At 73.2% G+C, this 25551-nt stretch carries 19 protein-coding genes and 1 tRNA gene; 13 read left to right on the top strand and 7 right to left on the bottom strand.

From position 1 onward, the window contains the following. Positions 1–167 precede the first annotated feature (167 nt). Positions 168–614, bottom strand: a complete 447-nt coding sequence (locus IEX22_RS09635) for a Fur family transcriptional regulator (RefSeq protein ID WP_188668124.1) — start codon at positions 612–614, stop codon at positions 168–170. Between the two features lie 106 nt (positions 615–720). Here IEX22_RS09635 and IEX22_RS09630 point away from each other — a divergent pair, with 106 nt between their 5' ends. Genes IEX22_RS09630 through IEX22_RS09615 form a run of 4 tightly spaced genes read left to right on the top strand, consistent with a single transcriptional unit; the run spans position 721 to position 3888 of the window. Continuing rightward, complete coding sequence (locus IEX22_RS09630) at positions 721–1380, top strand: MBL fold metallo-hydrolase (RefSeq protein WP_188668123.1); 660 nt, start codon at positions 721–723, stop codon at positions 1378–1380. Positions 1381–1437: 57 nt separating this feature from the next. Beyond that, entirely contained in the window at positions 1438–2490 is a 1053-nt protein-coding gene (locus tag IEX22_RS09625; protein ID WP_188668122.1) for a magnesium transporter CorA family protein, read from the top strand. Positions 2491–2501: 11 nt separating this feature from the next. Further along, positions 2502–3341: a sulfurtransferase gene (locus tag IEX22_RS09620; RefSeq protein ID WP_188668121.1), complete on the top strand. Its 840-nt coding sequence runs from the start codon at positions 2502–2504 to the stop codon at positions 3339–3341. 40 nt (positions 3342–3381) lie between these two features. Then, positions 3382–3888: an HIT family protein gene (locus IEX22_RS09615; RefSeq protein ID WP_188668120.1), complete on the top strand. Its 507-nt coding sequence runs from the start codon at positions 3382–3384 to the stop codon at positions 3886–3888. A gap of 348 nt (positions 3889–4236) precedes the next feature. Here IEX22_RS09615 and hrpA read toward each other — a convergent pair whose 3' ends face one another. Genes hrpA through IEX22_RS09595 form a run of 4 tightly spaced genes read right to left on the bottom strand, consistent with a single transcriptional unit; the run spans position 4237 to position 10985 of the window. Beyond that, positions 4237–8268 (bottom strand): ATP-dependent RNA helicase HrpA, encoded by a 4032-nt coding sequence (hrpA, locus tag IEX22_RS09610; protein WP_188668119.1) that lies wholly within the window; start codon positions 8266–8268, stop codon positions 4237–4239. 11 nt (positions 8269–8279) lie between these two features. Further along, complete coding sequence (locus IEX22_RS09605; RefSeq protein WP_188668118.1) at positions 8280–9176, bottom strand: class I SAM-dependent methyltransferase; 897 nt, start codon at positions 9174–9176, stop codon at positions 8280–8282. Beyond that, on the bottom strand, positions 9173–9982 hold the full coding sequence (locus IEX22_RS09600) for a fructosamine kinase family protein (protein WP_188668117.1): 810 nt from the start codon (positions 9980–9982) through the stop codon (positions 9173–9175). Before IEX22_RS09600 ends, IEX22_RS09605 begins: the two co-directional genes overlap by 4 nt. 10 nt (positions 9983–9992) lie before the next feature. After that, on the bottom strand, positions 9993–10985 hold the full coding sequence (locus IEX22_RS09595; protein ID WP_188668116.1) for a helix-turn-helix transcriptional regulator: 993 nt from the start codon (positions 10983–10985) through the stop codon (positions 9993–9995). A gap of 62 nt (positions 10986–11047) precedes the next feature. Between IEX22_RS09595 and IEX22_RS09590 the strand changes: the two genes are divergently transcribed. After that, on the top strand, positions 11048–11608 hold the full coding sequence (locus tag IEX22_RS09590) for a DinB family protein (protein ID WP_188668115.1): 561 nt from the start codon (positions 11048–11050) through the stop codon (positions 11606–11608). Positions 11609–11882: 274 nt separating this feature from the next. Further along, entirely contained in the window at positions 11883–13847 is a 1965-nt protein-coding gene (locus IEX22_RS09585; protein ID WP_188668114.1) for an amino acid permease, read from the top strand. Positions 13848–13894: 47 nt separating this feature from the next. On the opposite strand, the gene IEX22_RS09580 is transcribed toward IEX22_RS09585, so the two are convergent. Both IEX22_RS09580 and IEX22_RS09575 read right to left on the bottom strand, forming a co-directional pair. Beyond that, positions 13895–14437, bottom strand: a complete 543-nt coding sequence (locus IEX22_RS09580; RefSeq protein WP_188668113.1) for a YbaK/EbsC family protein — start codon at positions 14435–14437, stop codon at positions 13895–13897. A gap of 134 nt (positions 14438–14571) precedes the next feature. Further along, positions 14572–14644: transfer RNA gene (locus tag IEX22_RS09575), tRNA-Arg, on the bottom strand. 124 nt (positions 14645–14768) lie between these two features. Here IEX22_RS09575 and IEX22_RS09570 point away from each other — a divergent pair. The 7 genes from IEX22_RS09570 to rho all read left to right on the top strand — a co-directional run bounded on the left by IEX22_RS09570 (position 14769) and on the right by rho (position 25515). After that, on the top strand, positions 14769–16028 hold the full coding sequence (locus tag IEX22_RS09570; protein WP_229659915.1) for an MFS transporter: 1260 nt from the start codon (positions 14769–14771) through the stop codon (positions 16026–16028). 149 nt (positions 16029–16177) lie between these two features. Continuing rightward, on the top strand, positions 16178–17827 hold the full coding sequence (argS, locus tag IEX22_RS09565; protein ID WP_188668112.1) for an arginine--tRNA ligase: 1650 nt from the start codon (positions 16178–16180) through the stop codon (positions 17825–17827). Then, positions 17824–19311, top strand: a complete 1488-nt coding sequence (gene lysA, locus IEX22_RS09560) for a diaminopimelate decarboxylase (RefSeq protein ID WP_188668111.1) — start codon at positions 17824–17826, stop codon at positions 19309–19311. The genes argS and lysA overlap by 4 nt, the downstream gene beginning before the upstream one ends. After that, positions 19311–20633: a homoserine dehydrogenase gene (locus IEX22_RS09555; RefSeq protein WP_188668110.1), complete on the top strand. Its 1323-nt coding sequence runs from the start codon at positions 19311–19313 to the stop codon at positions 20631–20633. Before lysA ends, IEX22_RS09555 begins: the two co-directional genes overlap by 1 nt. Position 20634: 1 nt before the next feature. Then, on the top strand, positions 20635–21735 hold the full coding sequence (gene thrC, locus IEX22_RS09550; RefSeq protein WP_188668109.1) for a threonine synthase: 1101 nt from the start codon (positions 20635–20637) through the stop codon (positions 21733–21735). Positions 21736–21778: 43 nt separating this feature from the next. Then, a complete protein-coding gene (thrB, locus tag IEX22_RS09545) occupies positions 21779–22762 on the top strand; it encodes a homoserine kinase (protein WP_438816616.1) in 984 nt (327 codons plus the stop codon). A gap of 650 nt (positions 22763–23412) precedes the next feature. Beyond that, complete coding sequence (rho, locus tag IEX22_RS09540) at positions 23413–25515, top strand: transcription termination factor Rho (RefSeq protein WP_188668133.1); 2103 nt, start codon at positions 23413–23415, stop codon at positions 25513–25515. The last annotated feature ends 36 nt before the right edge of the window (positions 25516–25551 follow it).

Raw genomic sequence — 25551 nt, 5'->3', positions numbered from 1 at the left:
CAGTGGTTCCTCGACAGCTCCACTTCACATCCGGAGGCCTTCATTTGTCAGCCCGACTCACCGCCCTAAACCGGGACAACGTCCCTGGACATCACAAATAGATGCACGAAAAGGCCGCTCCGCGACCGATTTCGTGCATCTATTGACGAGCTGGCAGGAGGGAGGGGTCAGCGGCGCTCGGCGGAGCAGCGCGGGCAGAGGCCGAACACCTCGACGGTGTGTTCGACGGCGGTGAACCCGTGCTCGGCGGCGACCCGTTCGGCCCACGACTCGATGGCCGGGGCCTGCACCTCGACCGCCTTCCCGCAGGAGCGGCACACCAGATGATGGTGGTGGGCGGAGACCTCGCAGCGGCGGTAGACCGCCTCGCCGTCGGCGGCGCGCAGCACGTCCACGCGGCCGTCGTCGGCCATCGACTGCAGCACCCGGTAGGCGGTCGCCAGGGAGACGCGTTCGCCGCGCTCGGTGAGGATGCGATGCAGTTCCTGGGTGCTGACGAAGTCGTCCAGTTCGTCCAGGGCGCGCGAGACCGCGGTGCGCTGGCGGGTGTTGCGCTCGGGTGGGCGGGCACCCGTCGGGGCGTCCGCGGCGGCTGAGGACGATCGGCTCGACACGGTGGGATGCCTCCTGCGGCGGGAAACTGCTCCATCGAGCCTAGCAGTGCGGGCGGTGGCGTCGCCGGGCCGGGCGGCCCGCGGGGCCGCTGGCTACGCTGGGGGCATGCAGCTGACGAAGTACACCCATTCCTGCGTCCGGCTCGAGGACCACGGGGCGGTGCTGGTCATCGATCCGGGGTCGTTCTCGGAGGTGGACGCCGCGCTCGCCGGCGCGGACGCCGTCCTGATCACCCACGAGCACCCCGACCACGTCGTGCCGGAGCGGCTGCTCGCCGCTCTCGCCGCCGCACCCGAGCTGACGGTGCACGCCCCCGAGTCCGTCGCCGCCTCCCTGCGGGCCGACGCGGACGCTGCCGTGGCCGACCGGATCATCACCGTCGAGCCGGGTGCGTCCCTGACCGTGGCCGGGTTCGCGCTGCGCACGGTCGGCGGCCAGCACGCCCTGATCCATCCGCGGATCCCGATGGTCGCCAACGTCGGGTACGTGATCGACGAGAACGTGTACCACCCCGGGGACTGCTTCATCGTCCCGGAGGGGGTCGCGGTGAAGACGCTGCTGGTGCCGCTGCACGCGCCGTGGTCGAAGACCGCGGAGGTGATCGACTTCGCCATCGCCGTGCGGGCGCCGCGCGCGTTCCCCATCCACGACGCGCTGCTGACCGACGTCGGCCGCACCATGGCGGAGAACCACCTGGCCACCCACGCCGGCGCCCACGGCGTCGCCATCGAGCACCTCGACCCGGGGCAGCGCGTCGAGGTCTGAGCGCTCACGCGTCCCCACCGGTGCCGGTGGACTTCCGCTGCCGCCTAGGCTGACCTCATGCTCAGCGTGAGGGTGTTCCGGGACGGTCGGCACGAGGACCGCCGGCTGGACGTGGACGGCATCGCCGAGCTGTCCCGCGACCCGGCCGCGTGCCTGTGGGTGTGCCTGCCCGCGGGCCGGACGGACGACGTCGGCCGCCTGCTGCCCGCACTCGGGGTACACCAGCTCGCCGTCGAGGACGTCGTCACCGAGCACCAGCGGCCCAAGCTGGAACGGTACGCCGACCACCTGTTCCTCAACGCCTACGCGGTGCGCGTGGACGACCGCGCCGGCCGGGGTGACGGCAGCGGCGGCGGAGGTGACCGAATGCCCCGGCTGGCCCTGACCGAGGTGTCGGCGGTGATCCGGCGCAACGTCCTGATCGTGCTGGCGGAGGACGAGGGCTTCGACGCCGACGATGTGCTCTCCCGGGTGGACGACGCGCACGAGCTCGCGAGCACCGGGGTGTGGCGGCTCGTGCACGCGCTCGTGGACGCCCTCGTCGACGGTCAGCTGGCCGCCGCCGAACGCCTCGACGAGGCCGCGGACGGGCTCGGGGACGACCTGTTCGCCGAGGACAACGGGGCACCCCGGCGCTCCCTGCAGCGCGACGGCTTCGACCTGCACAAGACGCTCGTGCGGCTGCGGAGGGTGCTGCTGCCGATGCGCGAGGTGACGGGCACCCTGCTGCGGCACGTGCACGAGGACGCCGCCGACGACGACGAAGACGAGGCCGAGCGGAAGGCGCTGGCGGAGCTCGGGGCCTACCTGCAGGACGTCAACGACCACGTGCTGCGGGCGATCGACTGGACCGAGTCCGCACGGGACATGTCGACCACGGTGCTGCAGACCCACCTGACCATCCAGGGCAACACGTTGAACATCGTGATGAAGAAGGTGACGAGCTGGGCGGCCATCATCGCCGTCCCCACCCTGATCACCGGCTTCTACGGGATGAACGTCCCCTACCCGGGGTACGGCGCCGTCTCCGGCGTCGTGCTCTCCTGCCTGCTCATCGTGGTGTGCTCGGGAGCGTTGTGGTGGCAGTTCCGGCGGCGGGGCTGGCTGTGAGAGGAGCGAGGATGACGGAACTGATCGACGCCGAGGAGCTGGCGAGGCTGGTGGCGGCGGCGGATCGGCCGGTGGTGCTGCTGGACGTGCGGTGGCAGCTGGGCGACCCGCACGGGGAGGACCACTACCGCGACGGGCACCTGCCGGGCGCGGTGTACGTGGACCTCGACCGGGAGCTCGCCGGTGAGCCGACCGCGACGTCCGGCCGGCACCCGCTGCCCGAGCCCGAGGCGTTCCATGCCGCGGTCCGGCGCTGGGGCGTGAACGAGGGTGACACCGTCGTCGCCTACGACGACGCCAACGGTTTCGCCGCCGCCCGGGCCTGGTGGCTGCTGCGGCACGCCGGTCACGCGGACGTGCGGGTGCTCGACGGCGGGCTCGCCGCCTGGACCGCGGCCGGGCACGGGCTGCGGCCCGGCACCGTCGAGCCCTCACCCGGTGCGGTCGCCCTCACCTGGGGCCGGATGCCGGTGCTGGACCTGGCGGCGGCCGCCGCGCACGCGCGGTCCGGGGTGCTGCTGGACGCCCGGGCGGGGGAGCGGTACCGCGGGGAGACCGAGCCGATGGACCCGAAGGCCGGCCACATTCCGGGTGCCGTCAGCGCACCGACGGTGGACAACCTCGCAGCCGACGGGACCTTGCTGCCGCCCGCCGCGCTGCGCGAGCAGTTCGCGGCCCTGGGTCTCACCGACGACATCGCGGTGGCCGCCTACTGCGGGTCCGGGGTCAGCGCCGCCCAGGAGGTGCTCGCCCTGCGCCGGGCCGGCATCGACGCGGCCCTGTATCCGGGGTCGTGGTCGCAGTACGCGGCGACGGACCTCCCCGTGGCCACCGGGCCGGAGCCGGGCTGAGCCCTCCGTCATCGACGGCGCCAGCGGGTAGCGTGCCGGTATGACCTTCGGACGACCCAAGCCCCCGCAGCCCGGCACCCGCGTCACGGCCGGCGAGTCGCCGACCGGTGAGAACGCCGAGCCGACGCTGTTCACCCGGATCATCGACGGGCAGATCCCCGGCGACTTCGTCTGGAAGGACGACGCCGTCGTCGTGTTCCTCTCGATCGGGCCGCTCGCGGACGGCCACGCCCTCGTCGTGCCGCGGGCTCCGGTGGACGCCTGGACGGACCTGCCGGCGGACCTGATGGCGCGCGTCATGGAGGTGGCCCAGATCGTCGGCAAGGCGCAGCTGAAGGCGTTCGACGGCGACCGGATCGGCGTCATCATCGCCGGCTTCGAGATCCCGCACACCCACGTGCACGTCTTCCCGGCCACCTCCGAGGCCCAGTTCGACTTCACGAACGCCGGGACGGACCCGGACATGTCCCGCCTGGCCGCGAACGGCCGCGCCCTCCGGGCGGCGCTGCGCGCCGCCGGCCACGAGGCGACCGTCCCGGCGGACTGACGCTCGGCCGGCATCGACGGCCGGCTGTGACTGGTCGCCAGCCGCCAGCCGCCACCCGCCCGCCGACCCGCCGACCTGCCGACCCGCCGACCCGCCGACCCGCCGGTTGTCGTCGTCACTCGGCCCGGATGGGGGCGTTGTCCGTCCACTGGGCGTGGCCACCTCGTCGAGTGGACGGACGATGTCGTTGCGGGCCGGCCGTTCCCGGTGGTGAGTGCGACGGTGGTGACGAGTTCGCCGAGTGGCCGGTTGTCGTCGTCACTTGGCCCGGATGAGTGCGTTGTCCGTCCACTCGGCGCGCGTCGTGCGGGGCGGAACCGGCCGGAACCGGAACCGGCGCCCGCCGCGTCAGCCGCTGGTGGCCGCCTTCAGCGCCGTCCGCACCCGCTTCTCCGACACGGAGTACGCCGTGCCGAGCTCGACGGCGAACAGGCTGACCCGCAGCTCCTCGATCATCCAGCGCACGTGGGTCAGCGCGGCGGAGGGCCGGGCGCCCGGCGGCAGGGCCGCGACGGCGACGTCGTACTCGTCCTCCAGGCCCTGCACCACGGCCATCGACAGCCCGTCCCGCTGCACGTTCGTCGGCAGCTTCTCCAGGCGCCGGCTGATCGCCGTGAGATAGCGCGGGTAGTGCTGCAGCTGCGCCCAGCCCGTCGCCGCGACGAACCCCGGGTACACCAGGTGCTCGAGCTGCGCCTTGATGTCGTTCAGCGCGCTGATCAGCGCCAGCGACGTGGTCCCCTTGAGCGACCGCCGGACTTGGGCGGCCTCGGCGAGCACCTTCTCCACGACGGCGGTGACGGCGAAGACCGTGTCGATCAGTTCCGCCCGGACGTGCTCGAACAGCCCGTCGAACCCGGCCCGGTCCCACGGCGGGTCCGCAGGCACGAGCCGGTCGATCGCGGCGAGCGTGCAGTCCTCGATCAGCGAGGCGACGGAGCCGTGCGGGTTCTGCGTGAACGTCAGCTTCTCCCGGTTGGACAGGTGATCCAGCACGTACCGCTGTGGGGAGGGGACCCGCAGGGCCAGCAGCCGGATGACGCCGCGGCGGTGCGCTTGCGTGGCCTCGCCCCGGTCGGTGAGGGCGCGCAGGGAGACCGCGTCCCCGTCGTCGACGAGCGCCGGGTAGCCGGTGACGGCGTGGCCGGCGACCGTGGTGGAAACCTCCCGCTCGATCCTCTCGCCCGGCCACGTCGTCAGCCCGCTGCGCTCGGTGAAGGTCGGCCCCGCGGCGGGCCCGGCGGCGGCATCGAGGGGCGACGCCGTCGACCCATCCCGGCCGCGACCCCGCCCGCGGCCACGACCGCGGCCCCGCCCGTCGTCGGCGGAGTCGGTGCCGGTCGCCCGCGCGCGGCCGGCGGCCTCGCCGACCGTCCGGCCGCCGCCGGTCTGGGCCCCGGTCCGGCCACCGAGGGTCGCGGCGACGGCCCGCCGGGACGCGTCGGCCAGGCCCGCCTGCAACCGCTCCAGGGAGGTGTCCTCGCCGAGCACCCGGCCGGTGCCGTCGACGACGACGAACCGAAGCCGCAGGTGGGCGGGGATCGCGTCGAGGTCGAACAGGGCGGGGTCGACGACGATGCCGCGCAACCGGCGCAGCACGAGAGCGAGGGAGGGGAGAAGCTCGTCGGTCGAGGCGTCGAAGTCGGCGCCCAGCGCCTCGACGGCCAGGCGGGCGACATCGGGCGCGGGGACGACGTTCTTGCGGATCGCCTTGGGCAGCGACCGGATCAGCGCGGTGACGAGCTCCACCCGCAGTCCGGGGATCTGCCAGGCGAACGGGGCCGGATCAAGCTGCTGCAGGAACAGCACGGGCACGGTCACGCTGACGCCGTCGTCGGCGCCGGGCTGGTGCGTGCGCTCGGCGGCGGGATCGTAGGCGTAGGTCAGGGGCAGCTCGTGGCCCTGCTGCCGCCACACGGTGGGGAAGGCGTCGGTGTCCAGGTCGTCGCCGCCGGCGAGCACGAGGCTGCGGTCGAGGTCGAGCAGGTCGGGGTGCTCGTGCCGCTCCCGCTTCCACCACGCGTCGAAGTGCCGGCCGGAGACGATGGACGCCGGCAGCCGCGCGTCGTAGAAGTCGACCAGCGTCTCGTCGTCCACCCGCAGGTCCCGGCGCCGCATCCGGGTCTGCAGCTCCTCGACGGAGTCCAGCAGCTCCCGGTTGCGGCGGAAGAACGGGTGGTGGGTGCGCCAGTCGCCCTCCACCAGGGCGTGCCGGATGAACAGGTCGCGGGAGAGCTCGGGATCGATCCGGCCGTAGGTCACCCGCCGGCGGGCGACGATCGGCAGGCCGTACAGGGTCACCTTCTCCCACGCCATCACCGACCCGCTCTTCGCGGACCAGTGCGGCTCCGAGTAGGAGCGCTTGACCAGGTCCGGGGCGAGGTCCTCGACCCACGCCGGGTTGATCCGGGCGTTGACGCGCGCCCACAGACGGGACGTCTCGACCAGCTCCGCGCTCATGACCCAGTCCGGGTTCTTCCGGAACAGGGCGGAGCCGGGGAAGAGCGCGAACCGTGTGCCGCGCGCACCGGTGTACTCCCGCTTGCGCTCGTCCCACAGCCCGACCTGGCTGAGCAGACCCGCCAGCAGGGACTGGTGGATGGCGTCGTGACCGGCGACGGCCTCGACGGACCGGCCCGGGGCCAGCGTGATGCCGAGCGGCTTGGCCAGCTGCCGCAGCTGCGCGAACAGGTCCTGCCACTCGCGGATCCGCAGGTAGTTGAGGTACTCGGTGCGGCACAGCCGGCGGAACGCGTTGCCGGAGAGCTCGTGCTGCTGCTCCTGCAGGTAGTTCCACAGCAGCAGGAACCCGGTGAAGTCGCTGGTCGGGTCGACGAAGCGGGCATGCTGCTGCTTGGCCTGCGCCTCCTTGTCCGTGGGCCGTTCGCGCGGGTCCTGGATGGTCATCGCCGCGGCGAGGATCATCACCTCCTTGGCGCAACCCCGTCGGGACGCCTCGACGATCATCCGGCCCAGGCGCGGGTCCACCGGCAACTGGGCGAGCTGGCGGCCGACGTCGGTCAGGCTCGAGCCGCGGGCCGCCGTGCCGGGCGCCGTGGTCGCCGGGGCGGCGAGGGCCCCGAGCTCGCGCAGCAGCGTGACGCCGTCGTTGATCGCCCGCTCCTGCGGGGGCTCGACGAACGGGAACGCCGCGACCTCCTTCGGGCCGTCGGCGATGCCCATGGCCGCCATCTGCAGGATGACCGCGGCGAGGTTGGTGCGCAGGATCTCCGGGTCGGTGAACTCGCGGCGGGCCGTGAAATCGTCCTCGGAGTACAGCCGGATGCAGATCCCGTCGGCGACGCGCCCGCACCGGCCGGCGCGCTGGTTGGCCGACGCCTGGGAGATGCGTTCGATCGGCAGCCGCTGCACCTTGGTCCGCACACTGTACCGGGAGATGCGCGCCGTGCCGGGGTCGATCACGTAGCGGATGCCGGGCACGGTCAGCGACGTCTCGGCCACGTTGGTGGCCAGGACGATCCGTCGTCGTGCCCCGGGGGTGAACACCCGGTGCTGTTCGGACAGGGACAACCGCCCGAACAGGGGCAGCACCTCGGCGTCGGCCAGCCGAGGGTTGCGGGGCAGCCGGGAGCGCAGTGCCTCCGCGGCGTCGCGGATCTCGCGCTCGCCGGAGAAGAAGATGAGGATGTCGCCCGGGGCCTCGCGGGACAGTTCGTCCACCGCGTCGCCGACGGCGTCGAGCGGGTCCCGGCCCTCCGCGGGGGTGTCCTCGCCCTCGTCGTCCTCCTCGGCCGGTTCGGTCAGCGGCCGGTACCGGATCTCGACGGGGAAGGTGCGGCCGGAGACCTCGAGGATCGGCGCCGGTTCCGGCTCCCCGTCCGGCCCGGGCAGCGCGAAGTGCTCGGCGAACCGCTCCGGGTCGATGGTCGCCGAGGTGATGATGACCTTCAGGTCCGGCCGGGTCGGCAGCAGCCGCTTGAGGTAGCCGAGCAGGAAGTCGATGTTCAGGCTGCGCTCGTGCGCCTCGTCGATGATGATGACGCTGTACCGGCGCAGCTGCGGGTCGTTCTGGATCTGGGCGAGCAGGATGCCGTCGGTCATGAGCCGGATGCGGCTGGCGGGTCCGGTGACGGAGGTGAACCGCACCTGGAAGCCGACGGTCTGCCCGACGGTCTCGCCGAGCTCCTCGGCGATGCGCTCGGCGACGGTGCGGGCGGCCAGGCGCCGCGGCTGCGTGTGGGCGATCAGCCCGCGCTCGCCCAGTCCCAGCTCGAGGCACATCTTGGGGATCTGGGTGGTCTTGCCGGAGCCGGTCTCCCCGGCGATGATCGTCACCTGGTTCGCGGCGACGGTGGCCATGATGTCCTCGCGGCGTGCGCTGACGGGCAGCGCGGCGGGATAGCTGATGGTGGCCGGCACGGTGACCCAGTCTAGGCGGCGCGGGCGACGACGGCCGTCCCGTCCGTCCGGGTGTCCCGCACGACCCGGGTGCGCAGCCCCGCGTCCCGGAACAGCCCCGCGCTGGCGGGGGCCTGCCGGGTGCTGGTCTCGACGATCACGCTGCCGCCCGGGGCGAGCCACCGGCCGATGTCGGCCGCGATCCGGCGCTGCACGTGCAGGCCGTCCGCACCGCCGTCGAGCGCCACCCGGTGCTCGTGATCCCGGGCCTCCGGCGGCATGGTGCCGATGGCGTCGGTCGGCACGTACGGGGCGTTGGCGACGACGACGTCGAGGGTGCCCGCCAGATCCGCCGGCAGCGGAGCGAACAGATCTCCCTGCAGGACGAGGGCCCCGGGCGCGTTCACGCGGGCGCAGGCCACCGCGACCGGATCGATGTCCGCGGCGATCAGCCGGGTCCGGGGGGCATCGGGGCCGGAGCCCGCGGCCACGTGCCGGGCCAGCCAGGCGGTGACCGCGGCGGCCCCGCAGCACAGCTCGAGCACGGTCACCGGTGCGCCGGTGCCGTCGGCGGGCACCTGCTCCCGCGCGTCGCTCGTGTCCCTGCTGTCCCGAGCGGCCGGCGGTCGCGGGTGGCGCCGCCGCCGGTCCAGCGCGCTCGCGGCGAGCCGGGCGAGCAGCAGCGTCCGACGACGCGGGACGAAGACGCCGGGCTGCACCGCCACGCGCAGCGGCCCGAACGCGGCCCAGCCGAGCAGGTGTTCGAGGGGTTCGCCGGCCACCCGCCGGGCGATCAGCTCCTGCCGGGTCGGCTCGTCCGGTGCCGCGGCGAGCAGCAGGTCGGCCTCCTCCTCGGCGAAGACGCAGCCGGCCCGGCGCAGGCGAGCGGCCGCTTCCTCCCGCAGGCCGGCCGGGGTGGTGGTGCTCATCGCGACCGGCCCCGGCTGTGCCCGGCGGTGACGCCGGGCAGCGCCAGAGCCGCGCGTGCGGCCGCGTCCGTGCGTGCCGCGTAGCCGCCACCGAAGAGGACGGTGTGGACCAGCAGCGGGTACAGCTGGTGCAGGGCCGTGCGCTGCCGCCAACCGGGGCGCAGGGGGTGGATCTGCTGGTAGCCCTCGACGATGCGATCGAGCCAGGGGCAGCCGAACAGGGCGAGGAACGCCAGATCGGTCTCCCGGTGCCCGCCGTGCGCGGCCGGGTCGATCAGGGTGGCGCCGTCGGCCGTCCACATCACGTTGCCGCTCCACAGGTCACCGTGCAGGCGGGCCGGCGGGTCCCCGTCGTCGAAGTCGCCGTCGAGCAGGCGGGCGACGACGGCCTCGACGACGGCACGGGTGTGCGCCGGGAAGGCGCCGCGCGCACGCGGCAGTTCCAGCAGCGGCTCGATCCGGGCCCGGGCCAGGAATCGCCCCCACCCGGGTTCCGCGGCCGCCGGCATCGGGAGAGGGTCGTCCAGTGGTCCGAAGAACCCGTCCCCGGTCCAGCCGGGCGGCGGGGCGCCGAAGGCGGGGGCGCCGGCGTCGTGCGTGGTGGCGAGCCCGCGACCGAATGCGAGTGCGGCCTGCGCCGTCGGGGTGACCTCCGCGAGGGCGTCGAGCAGCAGGTGCTGCTCGTCGACCTCGAGCACCGTGACGGCGGGGGCGCCGTGCGCCTCGTCCAGCCAGCGCAGACCGGCCGCCTCGCAGGCGAAGAAGCCGCGCGGCGCTCCGGGACGCTCCTTCCGGAAGGTGGGCACGCGCCCCAGCCTAGGCGCGCGCGTCGTCCGGGGGAACGGGGGCGACGGCACCGTCCGCGGCCGCAGCCAGTCGGCCGGCGAGTTCCCGGGCGCGCGTCAGCAGTTCCGGCGGGGAGATCAGGGCGAACGGCTCCCCGGTGCCGATCAACTGGGCGAGGGCCCAGTCCAGCGAGTCCGCCCCGACGCGCACCAGAGTGCTCCCGTCGTCCTGCGCCTCCACCTGCGCGACCAGGGGCCCCATCATCTCGGTCACCCGCTCGATCGGGGCGCCGATCCGCACGCACAGGTCGTACCGATAGGGGGACCGGGTGATGGTCCGCTGCACGTAATCGGTCAGGTCCGCGGCCGGCAGGGGCCGCGGGGTGAAGCGCGCCCGCGGCGTCGAGGTGCGCTCGATCCGGTCCACCCGGAAGGTGCGCCAGTCGTCCCGGTCCAGGTCGAAGCCCACCAGGTACCAGCGCCGGCCGGCGTCGATCAGCCGGTAGGGCTCCACCATCCGCCGGCTGACCGTCTCCTCCCGGCCGACGTGGTCGAACGGGAGCACCCGCCGGTCGGTGATCGCCGTCGTGATGGCGGTCAGCACGGTCGCGTCGATGTGCGCCGACGGCCCGCCGAGCGCGGAGACGGAGTCGCGCAGGGACGCGAACCGGCCGCGCAACCGGGGCGGTGCCACCTGCTGCAGTTTCGCCAGGGCCCGCACCGAGGCCTCCCCGACCCCGGCCACGGGGCTGATCGAGACGGCATTCAGACCGAGCGCGACGGCGAGCGCCTCGTCGTCGTCGAGCAGCAGGGGCGGCAGATTGGCGCCCGCCCCGAGCTGGTAGCCGCCGGACGCGCCGGGGGAGGACCGGATCGGGTACCCCAGGGTGCGCAACTTGTCGACGTCCCGCCGCACCGTGCGCTCCGTGACCTGCAACCGGTCGGCCAGGTCCGGACCCGACCATTCCCGGCGCACCTGGAGCAGAGACAGCAGCTGGAGCAGCCGCGCCGAGGTCTGGATCACGGATTCAGCGTACGAGCACCTGCGGACCGATGGTGTCCGCAACCCGAACTAGCGTGGTCGCCATGGACATCACCCGGTTCGCGACGGAACAACTGACCTGGCACTGGAACGGACAACTCCGGCCCCGCCTGGACGGACTGACCGACGAGGAGTACTCCTGGGAGCCGGTGGACGGCTGCTGGAGCCTGCGGCAGGAGGGGACGACGACGGCGCCGATCGCCGCGGGTTCGGGCACCCACCGGATCGAGTTCGCGTTCCCCGAACCGACGCCGCCGCCGGTGACGACGATCGCGTGGCGGCTCGGGCACCTGCTCGTCGGCGTCTACGGGGCGCGGCTGGCCTCGCACTTCGGTGGCGAGCCGGTCGACTACCGGTCGTACGACTATCCGGTGACCGCGGCCGACGCGCTCGACCGGCTCGACCGGATGCACGCCGCGTGGATCTCCTCGATCGGGGCGCTGACCGCGGAGGAACAGGCGACGCCGGTCGGCCCGGCGGAGGGGCCGTTCGCGGAGTCGCCGATGCTCGCACTGGTGCTGCACATCAACCGGGAGGTGATCCATCACGGCGCGGAGATCGCCCTGCTCCGGGACCTCTATGCGCACCGTCCGCTGACCGGCTGAGCCGGGGTCGGGCAACGACCGGCCCGTGCCGATTTCTGCGAGTTCAGGACTGGCTGGCTGACATGACATCGGTCCTTGACCGGAAGCGCACTCGGGCAATCGGCCAGTGATCAGGCTCGATTGCGTCCACGACGACGGTGGCTCTCAGCGACCCCGATCGGAGCGACCACCCGCGGACGGTCGCACACGCACGCTTGCCGGCGCCGGCTGGGCCGATGCTGAACGGCTGACGAGCCTGCTGACGTGCGAGGGCGCCGGGTGTAGGTTTCCGCTCATGGCACATCCGGCGGTGCTGGAGGACGAGTCGAAGGGCTCCCGATTCCGCTCCTGGTTCCTCGAGGGATTGAACGACCGGTCCGGTACGCATCACGGACCGCACGTGCAGCCGGCGCACGAGGAGCCCCGGCACGCCTGGTGGCGGGTGATGTGCCTGACCGGAGTCGACTACTTCTCCACGCTGGGCTACCAGCCGGCGATCGCCGCGCTCGCGGCCGGGTTCCTGTCCCCGCTGGCCACGATCGTGCTCATCGCGGTGACCCTGTGCTGTGCCCTCCCGGTCTACCGCCAGGTGGCCGCCGAGAGCCCGCACGGCGCCGGGTCGATCGCGATGCTCGAGCGCCTGTTGCCGCGCTGGCGGGGCAAGGTGTTCGTGCTCGTCCTGCTGGGGTTCGCCGCGACCGACTTCATGATCACCATGACGCTCTCGGCGGCCGACGCGTCGGCGCACCTGATCGGCAACCCGCTCGTCCCGCCGGCCCTGCACGGCGGCCAGGTCTGGGTGACCATCGTGCTGCTCACACTGCTCGCCGTCGTCTTTCTCCGCGGCTTCGGGGAGGCGATCGGCGTCGCGGTCGTCCTCGTCGGCGTCTACCTCGCGCTCAACGTCGTCGTGGTCGGCACCGCCCTCGCCGAGGTACTCACCCGGCCCGAGGTGATCACCCACTGGACGACCGCGCTGACGACGGTCCACGGCGGCGGCTGGGCGGTGCTCGGCACCTGCCTGCTCGTCTTCCCCAAGCTGGCGCTGGGCATGTCCGGGTTCGAGACCGGCGTCGCCGTCATGCCGCAGATCGGCAGCCGGCACGACGCCCCCGGCGCGGACCCCGTGCCCACCCGGATCGCCGGGGCCCGGCGGCTGCTGACGACGTCCGCCCTGATCATGAGCGGGTTCCTGCTCACCTCGAGCTTCACGACGACGCTGCTGATCCCGCCGGCCGAGTTCGAGGCGGGCGGGGCGGCGGAGGGACGCGCGCTCGCGTGGGTGGCCCACGAGTACCTCGGGCCGGTGTTCGCGTCGGTCTACGACGTCTCGACCATCACCATCCTGTGGTTCGCGGGTGCCTCGGCGATGGCCGGGCTGCTCAACCTCGTGCCGCGCTACCTGCCGCGCTACGGGATGGCCCCGGAGTGGGCCGCGGCGGTCCGGCCGCTGATCGCCGTGTTCTTCGTCGCCGCCGTCATCGTGACGGTGGTGTTCGACGCCGACGTCAACGCCCAGGGCGGCGCGTACGCCACCGGGGTCCTCGTGCTCATGACGTCGGCCGCCGTCGCCGTCACCCTCGCCTGCCGGCGGCGCCGGCAGCGGGTGGCGACCGTCGCCTTCCTGCTCGTGACGGCGGTGTTCGTCTACACGACGGTGGCGAACATCGTCGAGCGACCCGAGGGCGTGCGGATCGCGGCCATCTTCATCCTCGCGATCCTCGGCGTCTCGTTCGGCTCACGGATCCTGCGGTCCTTCGAGCTGCGGGAGACCGGCGTGGTGTTCGACGACGCGGCGCTGGCGATGATCCGGGAGGCGGACGGACCCGACGGCGTCGCCGTGATCGCGCACGAGACGGGCCGGGTCACGCCCGAGCACTACACCCAGAAGCTCCGGGAGGTCACCGGCCGGGACCATCTGCCGGCGGGGTCGAAGCCGCTGTTCCTCGAGGTGACCGTGGTGGACTCCTCCGACTTCGCGGTCGAGCTGGACGTGCACGGAGTGCGGGTGGGGCAGGCGAACGTGCTGCGGGTCAGCAGCCCCGTGGTGCCGAACACCATCGCGGCGGTGCTGCTCGAGATCCGCGACCTCACCGACGACGTTCCCCACGTCTACTTCGAGTGGAGCGAGGGCAACCCCCTGGCGAATCTGCTGCGCTTCGTGTTCTCCGGCCAGGGGGAGGTGGCTCCGGTGACCCGAGAGATCCTCCGCCGCGCCGAACCGACGATGCTCGTCCGGCCCCACGTGCACGTGGGCTGACCGCCGGCCGCACGCCCGCGTCGTCGCGGCGGACGCCGAGGCCCGGGTCAGACGCCGAGGCCCTCGACCACGGCCGCGGCGGGCAGCTGCGCGAGCGTCGCGCCCGGCAACAGCAGCTTGGAGCGGCGCACCCCGGAGCCGATGCAGATCACGGGCAGCTCCGGCACGCGGGCGTCGACGAGCACGGGCCAGCCCGCGGGCAGCCCGATGGGGCTGATCCCGCCGAACTCCATGCCGGTGCGCTCGACGGCGTCCTCCCGTGCCAGGAACGAGGCCTTGCGCACGTCCAGGCGTCGCTTGACGGTGCTGTTGACGTCGGCGCGCGTGGTCGCCGGCACGGCGCACGCGGCCACCTTCTCCACGCCCTCCCGCTTACCGGCCACGACGACGCAGTTGACCAGCGTCCGCGTGTCCAGGCCGTAGGCCTCCTCCGTGGCGGCGGTGTCGGACAGGTCCGGGTCGATCTCGACGACGCCGACGGTGTCCAGCCAACCGAGCGTCGACAGGGCCGCGTGGACGGGGTCGCCGAGCAGGTCCGGACGGTCGGCGGCGGGAACGGCGTGCAGGGCGCCGAGGGTGTAGACGGTCATGCGCCGATCCTGTCACGGTGACGCACACCGTCACGACGGCACTCGGACACGCCTGCCGGGCATGGCTCGCGGGCATGGCTCCCGGACATGACGAAGGCCCGGGCCGACGACGTCGACCCGGGCCTCTCCAACCGTGCCCGCGACAGGATTCGAACCTACGACCTTCTGCTCCGGAGGCAGACGCTCTATCCACTGAGCTACGCGGGCTGGTGCGTCCATCAGCGTACCAGCGTCCCGGCCCCGACACCGAATCCACCCGGCAGCGGCCGGGTGGGACGAGTCACGCCCGGCCGCGGCCGGTGGGCCGGCACGATGCCGATAGCCTCGCAGGGTGGAGTGGACACGTTGGAGGGGCCGGTTGCTGGCCCTGACCGGGATCATGCTGCTGGCCTTCACCCTCCGGGTCGCGGTCACCGACGTCACCCCGCTGGTCAGCACGATTGCCCGCGACGTGCCCCTCAACGCGACGACCACCGGCCTGCTCGGCATGCTCCCGCCCATCGCCTTCGCCGTGTTCGGCGCGCTGACGCCCGTCGTGCTCCGCCGGCTCAGCGGGGAGTGGCTCGCGGTGCTCGCGATGACCGTGTCGATCGTCGGGCAGGTCGGCCGGGCGCTCACCTCGGACACCGGCGTCTTCCTGACCCTCTCCGTGTTCGCGGTCGCGGGCCTGGGCGTCGGCAACGTCCTGCTCCCCCCGCTGGTGAAGAAGTACTTCCCGGACGCCATCGGCGGGGTCACCGCCCTGTACGTGACGATCCTGGCGATCAGCACCGCCGTGCCGCCGCTGGTCGCGGTGCCGCTGGCCGAGGCCACGAGTTGGCGGGTGTCGACCGGCGCCTGGGCGCTGGCCTGCCTGGTCGCGGCGCTGCCGTGGCTGGGCCTGGTCCGCTCACCGCGCGGCCGGACGACGGTGCCGGCGGCGCCCGCCCCCGAGTCGGAGGCGCCGGTCGGGGACGACGCCCCCATCACGGCCGAGCGGGCCGAGCCGGCGGTCGTCCCCGTCATCCGGCCCTGGCGGTCGCCCCTGGCGTGGGGACTGGTGGCGATGATGGGCTTCACCTCGTTCAACACCTTCTCGATGTTCACGTGGCTGCCGCAGATCGTGCTCGACGCCGGCCTGGACCGCGCCGGCGGCGGCGCGATGCTCTCCCTCTTCGCCTTCATCGGGATGCCGCTGAGTCTGATCGTGCCCGTGCTGGCCGCCCGCATGCGCAACCCGTACCCCCTCTGCCTGGTGGGCGTGGTGACGTACGCCGTGGGCTACTTCGGGCTGCTGGGTTCCTCGCCCGGCTCGGTCTGGCTGTGGGTCAGCTTGATGGGCGTGGGGCAGGCGAGCTTCCCCCTGGCGCTCGTGCTGATCAACCTGCGCACCCGCACCTACCGCGGCGCGCAGGCGCTGTCCGGCTTCGCCCAGGGCCTGGGCTACGCCTTCGCGTGCCTGGGGCCGCTGTTCGTCGGCATCATCCACGAGGCCACGGGTGGCTGGTTCGCGCCGATGCTGCTGCTGTGCGCGGGGCTCGTGGTCGTCGCCGTCGGCGGTGCCGTCTGCTGCCGCCCGCGGATGCTCGAGGACCAGCTCGCCCGCCTCTGATCCCCCTCGTCCTGCGCCAGCTCGTCAATAGATGTCGCATCCGGGGTCCCGGAGGGGCTCGATGCGACATCTATTGACGACCTGGCGGCAGGGGAAGCACGGGACGCAACGATTCGAAGGGCCGCAGGCCACGCCGGTACCCTGAACGGGTGACTCCCGAAGAACTCTCCTCTGCTCTCGCTGCCTGCGTGCAGGCGGCCGTCGACGCCGGCGACCTGTCCGTCCCGACGGTCCCGGCGGTGCGCGTGGAGCGACCGAAGAACCGGGAGCACGGAGACTGGGCCACCAACATCGCCCTCCAGCTGGCCAAGCCGGCCGGCCGCCCGCCGCGGGAGATTGCCACCCTGCTCCAGGGCCGGTTGGCCGAGGTCGCCGGGGTCGCCTCGGTGGACGTCGCCGGGCCGGGCTTCCTCAACATCGTGCTCGACGCCGCCGCGGCCGGCGAGCTGGCGCGCACCGTCGTCGAGGCCGGAACCGCCTTCGGCACCGGCACCGCGATGGCCGGCACGCGGGTCAACCTCGAGTTCGTCTCCGCCAACCCCACCGGGCCCATCCACCTCGGCGGCACCCGCTGGGCCGCCGTCGGGGACGCGCTGGCCCGCGTGTTCACGGCGCAGGGCGCCGATGTCGCCCGCGAGTACTACTTCAACGACCACGGCGCCCAGATCGACCGGTTCGCCCGGTCGCTGCTCGCCCGCGCCCAGGGCGAGCCCGCGCCCGCGGACGGCTACGGCGGGGAGTACATCGCCGAGATCGCCGACCAGGTGCTGCGGCTGCGCCCGGACGCCCTGGCCGACCCGGACCCCCAGGAGGTGTTCCGCAAGGTCGGCGTCACGCTGATGTTCGACGAGATCAAGCGGTCCCTGCACCAGTTCGGGGTGGACTTCGACGTCTACTTCCACGAGGATTCCCTGTTCACCGAGGGCGCCGTGGAGACCCTGCTCGAGCAGCTCAAGGCGTCCGACACCCTGTACTTCGCCGACGGCGCCTGGTGGCTGCGGTCCACCGACTACGGGGACGACAAGGACCGCGTCGTGATCAAGTCCGACGGTCACGCCGCCTACATCGCCGGCGACATCGCCTACTTCAAGGACAAGCGCTCCCGCGGCTTCGACCTGTGCCTCTACCTGCTCGGCGCGGACCACCACGGCTACGTCGCCCGGCTCAAGGCGGCCGCCGCGGCCCTGGGCGACGACCCGGATCGGGTCGAGGTGCTGATCGGCCAGATGGTCAACCTGATGCGCGACGGCAAGCCGGTGCGGATGTCCAAGCGCGCCGGCACGGTGGTGACGATGGAGGACCTCGTCGAGGCCGTCGGCGTCGACGCCGCCCGGTACGCGCTGACCCGTTACTCGGTCGACTCCAACATCGACATCGACCTGGACCTGCTCGTGCGGCACTCGAACGACAACCCCGTCTTCTACGTCCAGTACGCGCACGCCCGCACCTGCGCCGTCGGCCGCAACGCCGACGCCGCCGGGGTGGACCGCAGCGCCGAGGCCTTCGACGCGTCCGTGTTCGACCACCCGACCGAGTCCGCGCTGCTCGCGGCGCTGGGCCAGTACCCCGGCGTCGTCGCGCAGGCCGCGCAGTTCCGCGAGCCGCACCGCGTGGCCCGTCACCTCGAGCTGCTCGCCGGCACCTACCACCGGTGGTACGACGTGCGCCGCGTGACGCCGCTGTCCGGCGAGGAGGTCACCGACACGCACCGGACCCGCCGCTGGCTCAACGACGCCACCCGCCAGGTGCTCGCCAACGGCCTCGGCCTGCTCGGCGTCGGCGCCCCGGAGAGAATGTGAGCGCGAACCCGCTCGCCCCGGCCTGGCTGGCCGTCCCCGACGACGTCGACGCGCTCGCCCCGGGCCTGTGGCCGGGCGACGCCGCGCGCGACGACGACGGCGCGCTCACCCTCGGCGGCGTCGGGCTGGCGGAGCTGACCGATCGGTTCGGCACGCCGTCGTACGTGCTCTCGGAGGGCGAGTTCCGCGCCCGCGCCCGCGCCTTCCGCGACGCGTTCCGCGCCGCCTTCGCCGCCGGGAAGCCGGAGCAGCGCACCACGGTGGACGTCTACTACGCCGGCAAGGCGTTCCTCTGCACCGCCGTCGCACGGTGGGTGGCACAAGAGGGCCTGTGCCTGGACACCGCGTCCGGCGGGGAACTCCTGGTCGCGCTGCGCGCCGGGGTGCCCGGGGCGCGGATCGGCCTGCACGGGAACAACAAGTCCGACGCCGAGCTGCGCCGTGCCCTGGCGGCCGGCGTCGGCCGGATCGTCGCCGACAGCCTGCCCGAGATCGCCCGGATCGACGCCCTCGCCGCCGAGACGGGGGTGCGCGCCCCGGTGATGCTGCGCCTCACGCCGGGCGTGCACGCCCACACCCACGACTTCATCGCCACCGCGCACGAGGACCAGAAGTTCGGGTTGTCGCTCGCGGGGGAGTCCGAGGGCGGCGACGGAACGGGCGCGGTCGGGCCGGCCGGGTCGCCCGCCGAGGCCGCCGTCGACGCCGCCCTGGCCGCCGAGCACCTGGACCTGATCGGCGTGCACTGCCACATCGGCTCGCAGATCTTCGAGCCCGACGGGTTCGAGGCGGCGGCCCGGCGGCTGCTCGCCTTCCTCGCGCACGTCAAGGACCGGCACGGTGCCGAACTGCCCGAGCTGGACCTCGGCGGGGGGCACGGGATCGCCTACGTGCCGGGAGACACGCCGCGCGAGCCGGCCGAGATCGCGACCGCGACCGCGGCCGTCGTGCGCGAGACCTGCGCCGAGCTGGGGTTGCGCGTGCCCCGGATCTCCATCGAGCCCGGGCGCGCGATCGTCGGCACCGCCGGGATCACCCTCTACACCGTGGGCACCATCAAGGACGTCCGGGTGGACCTGCCCGGCGAGACGGGAACGGCGGTGCGCCGCTACGTCTCCGTCGACGGCGGAATGAGCGACAACCCGCGGCCGGTGCTCTACGACGCCGACTACTCCGCGGTGCTCGCCTCCCGCACCTCCGCGGCGGCGCCGGTGCTGTGCCGGGTGGTGGGCAAGCACTGCGAGAGCGGCGACATCGTCGTGCGCGACGTCTACCTGCCCGACGACCTGCGCGCCGGCGACGTGCTGGCGGTGCCCGCGACCGGGGCCTACTGCTGGTCCCTGTCGAGCAACTACAACTACCTGCCGCGACCGGGGGTGACGGCGGTCCGTGACGGATCGGCCCGCCCCATCGTGCGCGGCGAGACCGAGACCGACCTGCTGGCCCGGGACCTCCCGGACGCGGCGGGAGAGACGGACGTGTGATGGAGACGCTGAGAGTGGCCCTGCTCGGGGCCGGGAACGTCGGAGCCCAGGTGGCCCGGATCCTGCTCGAGGACGCGGACGCGCTTGCCGCCCGCGTGGGCGCCCGGCTGGAGTTGACCGGGATCGCCGTGCGCGACGTCGACGCGCCCCGCACCGTGGACCTGCCCCGGGAGCTGTACGCCACCGACGCCGACGCCGTCCTGGCCGGTGCGGACATCGTGGTCGAGCTCATCGGCGGCATCGAACCGGCCCGCACGCTGATCCTGCGCGCGCTGGCCGCCGGGGCCACCGTGGTGACCGGCAACAAGGCGCTGCTGGCCGAGCACGGGCCCGAGCTCTACGCCGCCGCCGAGGACGCCGGCGTCCAGCTGGCCTACGAGGCCGCCGTCGCCGGGGCGATCCCGATCATCCGCCCGGTGCGGGACAACCTGGCCGGCGACAACATCACCCGGGTGCTCGGCATCGTCAACGGCACCACGAACTACATCCTCGACGCGATGGACGCCACCGGCGCTTCGTTCGCCGACGCCCTCGCGGACGCCCAGCGCCTCGGGTACGCCGAGGCGGACCCGACCGCCGACGTCGAGGGCCTGGACGCCGCCGCGAAGGCCACCATCCTCGCCTCGCTCGCGTTCCACACCAGCTTCGACCGCGCCCACGTCTGGAGCGAGGGCATCACGGCGATCACCGCCGAGGACGTCGCCGCGGCCCGCGAGGCCGGCTACGTGATCAAGCTGCTCGCGATCTGCGAGGCGGTTCCCGCGGATCCGCAGGCGCCCGACGGCGACCGCGGCGTCGCCGTCCGCGTGCACCCGACGCTGCTGCCCCGCGACCACGCGCTCGCCTCCGTGCGCGGCGCGTACAACGCCGTCTACGTCGAGGCCGAGTACGCCGGCTCGCTGATGTTCTACGGGGCGGGTGCGGGCGGGGTGCCGACCGCCTCCGCCGTGCTCGGCGACATCGTCAGCGCGGCCCGCCGCCGCGTGCTCGGCGGCCCGGGCGTGACCGAGAGCGTCGCCGCGAGCGTCACGCCGGTGGGGCTGGAGGCCGTCGTCACCAGCTACGCGATCGGGCTGCGGGTGGCCGACGCCCCCGGTGTGCTCGCCGCGATCGCCGCCGTCTTCGGCGACCACGGCGTCTCGATCGAGACCATGCGCCAGACGACGCACGCCGACGAGGGCGGTGACGAGGCCGGTGACGCCGAGCTGCGCATCGTCACGCACCGTGCTCTCGACGCGGCCCTGCGCCGCACCGTCGACGCCGTCGGGCGGCTCGACGCCGTGCACGAGGTCACCAGCATCCTGCGAGTGGAAGGGGCCTGACATGGCTCACCAGTGGCGCGGCGTGATCCGCGAGTACGCCGACCGGCTCCCGGTCACGGACGAGACCGAGGTGATCACCCTCGGCGAGGGGGGCACCCCGCTCGTGCCCGCGCGGCACCTGTCCGAGCTGACCGGTTGCGACGTGCGGATCAAGGTCGAGGGCATGAATCCGACCGGCTCCTTCAAGGACCGGGGCATGACGATGGCGATGACGGCCGCGAAGGCCGCCGGCGCCCAGGCCGTGGTCTGCGCGTCGACCGGCAACACGTCGGCCTCCGCCGCGGCGTACGCCAAGCAGGCCGGCCTCACCTGCGCCGTCCTCGTGCCGGAGGGCAAGATCTCCCTCGGCAAGCTGAGCCAGGCGCTCGCGCACGGGGCGACGCTGCTGCAGGTCGACGGCAATTTCGACAACTGTCTCGAGGTGGCCCGCAAGCTCGCCGAGGCGTACCCGGTGTTCCTCGTCAATTCGGTCAACCCGGCGCGGATCGAGGGGCAGAAGACGGGCTCCTTCGAGGTCGTCGACGCGCTCGGCGACGCCCCGGACCTGCACCTGCTGCCCGTCGGCAACGCCGGCAACATCACCGCCTACTGGCGGGGCTACACCGAGTACGCGCAGCCGTGGACCGACCTCGCGGGGCAGACGCTCGCCCCCGTGGCGACGCGGCGGCCCCGGATGTGGGGCTTCCAGGCCGCGGGTGCCGCGCCCATCGTGCTCGGGCACCCGGTCACCGAGCCGGACACCATCGCGACGGCGATCCGGATCGGCAACCCCGCGTCGTGGGAGCAGGCCGAGGCGGCCCGCGACGAGTCGGGCGGAGTGATCGAGTCCGTGACCGACGAGCAGATCCTCGAGGCGCACCGCTGGCTCTCCGCGAAGGAGGGCGTGTTCGTCGAGCCCGCCTCCGCCGCCGGCGTCGCGGGGCTGCTCAAGAAGCACGCCGCCGGTGAGGTCGAGCCCGGTCAGACGATCGTCATCACCGTGACCGGGCACGGCCTGAAGGATCCCGACTGGGCCCTGAAGTCCGCCGACGGCGCGGCGATCGAGCCGACGCGCGTGCCGTTCGACGTCGTCAGCGTCGCGGACGCCCTCGGGCTGGCCTGAGATGACGGGGGTGACCCTGGGCGACGGCCGCTTCGACGGTGGCCTGGACGGGGGCACGGCGCCCCGCCGGGACGGTGAACCGACCCCGGTCGCCGCCGGGCAGCGGGTGCGGGTGAGCGTGCCGGCCACCGTCGGCAACGTCGGTCCCGGATTCGACAGCATCGGCCTCGCCCTGGACCTGCGGGACGAGCTGACGGTGGACACCGATGCCGGCCCCGCCCTGTCCGTGGAGGTCGCGGGCGAGGGCGCCGGACAGGTACCGCGCGACGAGTCCCACCTGGTGGTCCGCACGATCCGCCGCACGCTCGAGCGCGCCGGGTACCGGGCCCCGGCGCTGCACCTGGACGCCGTCAACGTGATCCCGCACGGGCGGGGCCTGGGGTCCTCGGCCGCGGCCATCGTCTCGGGCGTGCTCGCGGCCAACGCGCTGCTGCCCGCGGCGGCACGCAGCGACGAGGAGGACCTGTTCCAGTGGTGCTCCCGCCTGGAGGGGCACCCGGACAATGTCGCCCCGGCCCTGTTCGGCTCGCTCGTCGTCTCCTGGGAGCACGACGACGGGACGTTCGGCCACGCCGTCGTGCCGGTCGCGCCCGCGGTCAGCCCGGTGATGGCGATCCCCACCACGGAGCTGTCCACCGAGGTCAGCCGCGGGCTGCTGCCGCCGTCGGTCTCCCACGCCCAGGCCGCGGCCAACACCGGGCGAGCCGCACTGCTGGTGCATGCGATGACGTCCGCGCCCGGGTTCCTGCTCCCGGCGACGCGGGACTACCTGCACCAGGACGTGCGCGCCGAGGCCATGCCGGCCAGTGCGGACCTGCTCCGCACCCTGCGCGCGCAGGGCTACGCGACCGTCGTCTCCGGGGCCGGGCCCAGCGTGCTCACGCTCGCCGTCGATCCGGCGCAGCGCGACGCGGTGGTGCACGCCGTGCGGGAGCACACCTCCCGCACCGGGGACGCCGACCGGTGGACGGTGCGGACCCCGGCCGTGGGGCGCGAGGGTGCTAGAATCGAAGAGCACCGAGACTGAGGCGACACCGGCAACGACCATCTGACGCAGCCGCCTGACAGACGGAGACCCGGATTCTGGGGTCGTCCTGCACAGCAGTGCTTCGAGAGCCGACCACAGCCGTTCGATTCCCGCGTGAGACCACGCGGGAGGCACCGGACAGCGGGCCTCCCGTTCGCGCGACGCGTCAGGTGTTATGTTTCCGGTATCGCCACACGGCTTGTGCGCCCAGCGGGGAGAAGCCTTTCGCGGTCCAGCCGGTTCTCGGCCGGCCCGCCCGGCTCGTTCCCGCCGTCGCACCAGGTGCAGTTCTTCTCCTTCCTTGCCGCCCTCGGAGCACCCCCGCTCCGCGCGTGGATCAGACCCGGACCGGGCATCCGCCGGCTGATGAGAAGACCCCACCGCCCCGACCCTGAGCAGGCCGTTCGCAGTCCTGCGGGCTTGATCAGGGAGCTGGGCGCGGGAGCCGGCCGCGAGGCGGTCGGCTCAGCCACTACCCGACGGTCGTCGTCCAGTGACGACCGGATATCGAGGGGGAAGGATCCTTCGTGACCAACACCACCGACCTGTTGCCAGGGACGGAGAACGACCGCGTCGCCGGGGACAGTGTCCCGGCCACGACGGCCGACCAGGGCGTCGTCGCCGACTCGCGACGCGCGAACACCGAGGCCGTGACCCTCGAGGCCGCCGCGCAGGCGGGGCCGACCGTCACGTCCGACGCCGCCGCGACGTCGTCGGACGGCGGGTCGTCCGAGAGCGCGGCCTCCGAGGGGCCCCGCGCGAACGGGCTGGCCGGCCTCAAGCTGGCCCAGCTGCAGGCCCTCGCCGGTCAGCTCGGCATCAGCGGCGGCTCCCGGATGCGCAAGAGCGACCTCGTGACCGCCATCAGCAACCACCAGCGTGGCTCGTCCGTGGCCGACCGGGCCGCCGAGAACCGCACCGCCGACGGCGGTGCCCAGAACGGCGGCGCCCAGAACGGCGGTGCTCCGGAGCGTGCCGGCCGCGGCCGCAGCCGCCGTGCGAGCAGCACCGGCGTCGTCGAGTCCGCCGAGGCGGGCGCGCGGTCCGACCAGTCGGACCAGCAGACCGCCGAGCAGGGCTCCGGCCAGCAGGCCGACCAGCCGGCCGATCAGGCCTCCGGCCGCCGTCCCGAGCAGGCTGAGGGGGAGCAGTCCGGCGACGGGGAGCAGTCCGGCCGCCGGCAGCGCAACCGGAACCGCAACCGCGACGAGAAGCGCGAGTCCGGCCAGAACAACCAGAACGGCCAGAACAACGGTCAGGACACCCCGCAGCAGTCCGGGCAGAACGGGTCGGGCGAGGACAGCGGCTCCCGCCAGGAGAGCCGGCAGTCCCGCCGTGAGCGCAACCGCAACCGGGACCGGGACGAGAACGAGAACCGGAACGACGCGCGCAACGACAACCGGAACGACAACCGCAACGACGCGCGCAACGACAACCGGAACGACGACGACGGGCGTGGCGGCCGGAACCGGCGCAACCGGAACCGGAACAACCGGGACGAGCGCAACGACCGGTTCCGTGATCGCAGCGACCGCCGTCGCCGCAACGCGGGCCCCGAGGTCGACGACACCGAGGTCACCGACGACGACGTGCTGCTGCCCGTCGCGGGCATCCTCGACGTGCTCGACAACTACGCGTTCGTCCGCACGTCCGGATACCTGCCCGGCCAGAACGACGTCTACGTCTCGCTGAACCAGGTGAAGAAGTACCACCTGCGCAAGGGCGACGCCGTCGTCGGCGCCATCCGCGCCCCCCGGGACGGCGAGAACACCGCCAACCAGGGCCAGAGCGCACGCCAGAAGTTCAACGCCCTGGTGAAGCTGACCAGCGTGAACGGCAAGAACCCGGAGGACAACAAGGACCGGGTCGAGTTCACCAAGCTCGTCCCGCTGTACCCGTCCGAGCGGCTGCGCCTGGAGACCGAGCCCAAGCGCATCGGCCCCCGCGTGATCGACCTCGTCGCCCCGATCGGCAAGGGCCAGCGCGGTCTGATCGTCTCCCCGCCGAAGGCCGGCAAGACGATGATCCTGCAGGCCCTCGCCAACGCGATCACCACCAACAACCCCGAGGTGCACCTGATGATGGTGCTGGTGGACGAGCGTCCCGAAGAGGTCACCGACATGCAGCGGTCGGTCCGCGGCGAGGTCATCGCCTCGACGTTCGACCGCCCGGCAGACGACCACACGACGGTCGCCGAGCTCGCGATCGAGCGGGCCAAGCGCCTCGTGGAGATGGGCATGGACGTCGTCGTCCTCCTCGACTCGATGACCCGCCTGGGCCGCGCGTACAACAACGCGGCCCCGTCCTCCGGGCGCATCCTCTCCGGTGGCGTGGATGCGGCGGCCCTGTACCCGCCGAAGCGGTTCTTCGGCGCGGCCCGCAACATCGAGAACGGCGGATCGCTGACCATCCTCGCCACCGCGCTGGTCGAGACCGGCTCGAAGATGGACGAGGTGATCTTCGAGGAGTTCAAGGGCACCGGCAACATGGAGCTGCGGCTGTCCCGCAACCTCGCGGACAAGCGCATCTTCCCGGCCGTCGACGTCAACGCCTCCGGCACCCGGCGCGAGGAGAATCTCCTCTCGCCGGAGGAGGTCAAGATCATGTGGAAGCTGCGCCGCGTCCTCTCGGGGCTCGAGCAGCAGCAGGCCCTGGAACTGCTGACCGGCAAGATCCGGGAGACCCAGTCCAACGCGGAGTTCCTGATGACGGTGGGTCGCACGACCCTCGCCAGCAAGTCCGACAACGACTAGCACCCCTGACGCCGCCCCGTCCCGGGCCGGCCGCAC

It is taken from the genome of Tersicoccus solisilvae (genome assembly GCF_014643255.1).
Taxonomy (GTDB): domain Bacteria; phylum Actinomycetota; class Actinomycetes; order Actinomycetales; family Micrococcaceae; genus Tersicoccus; species Tersicoccus solisilvae.
This window is presented reverse-complemented; position numbering and strand designations above follow the sequence as displayed.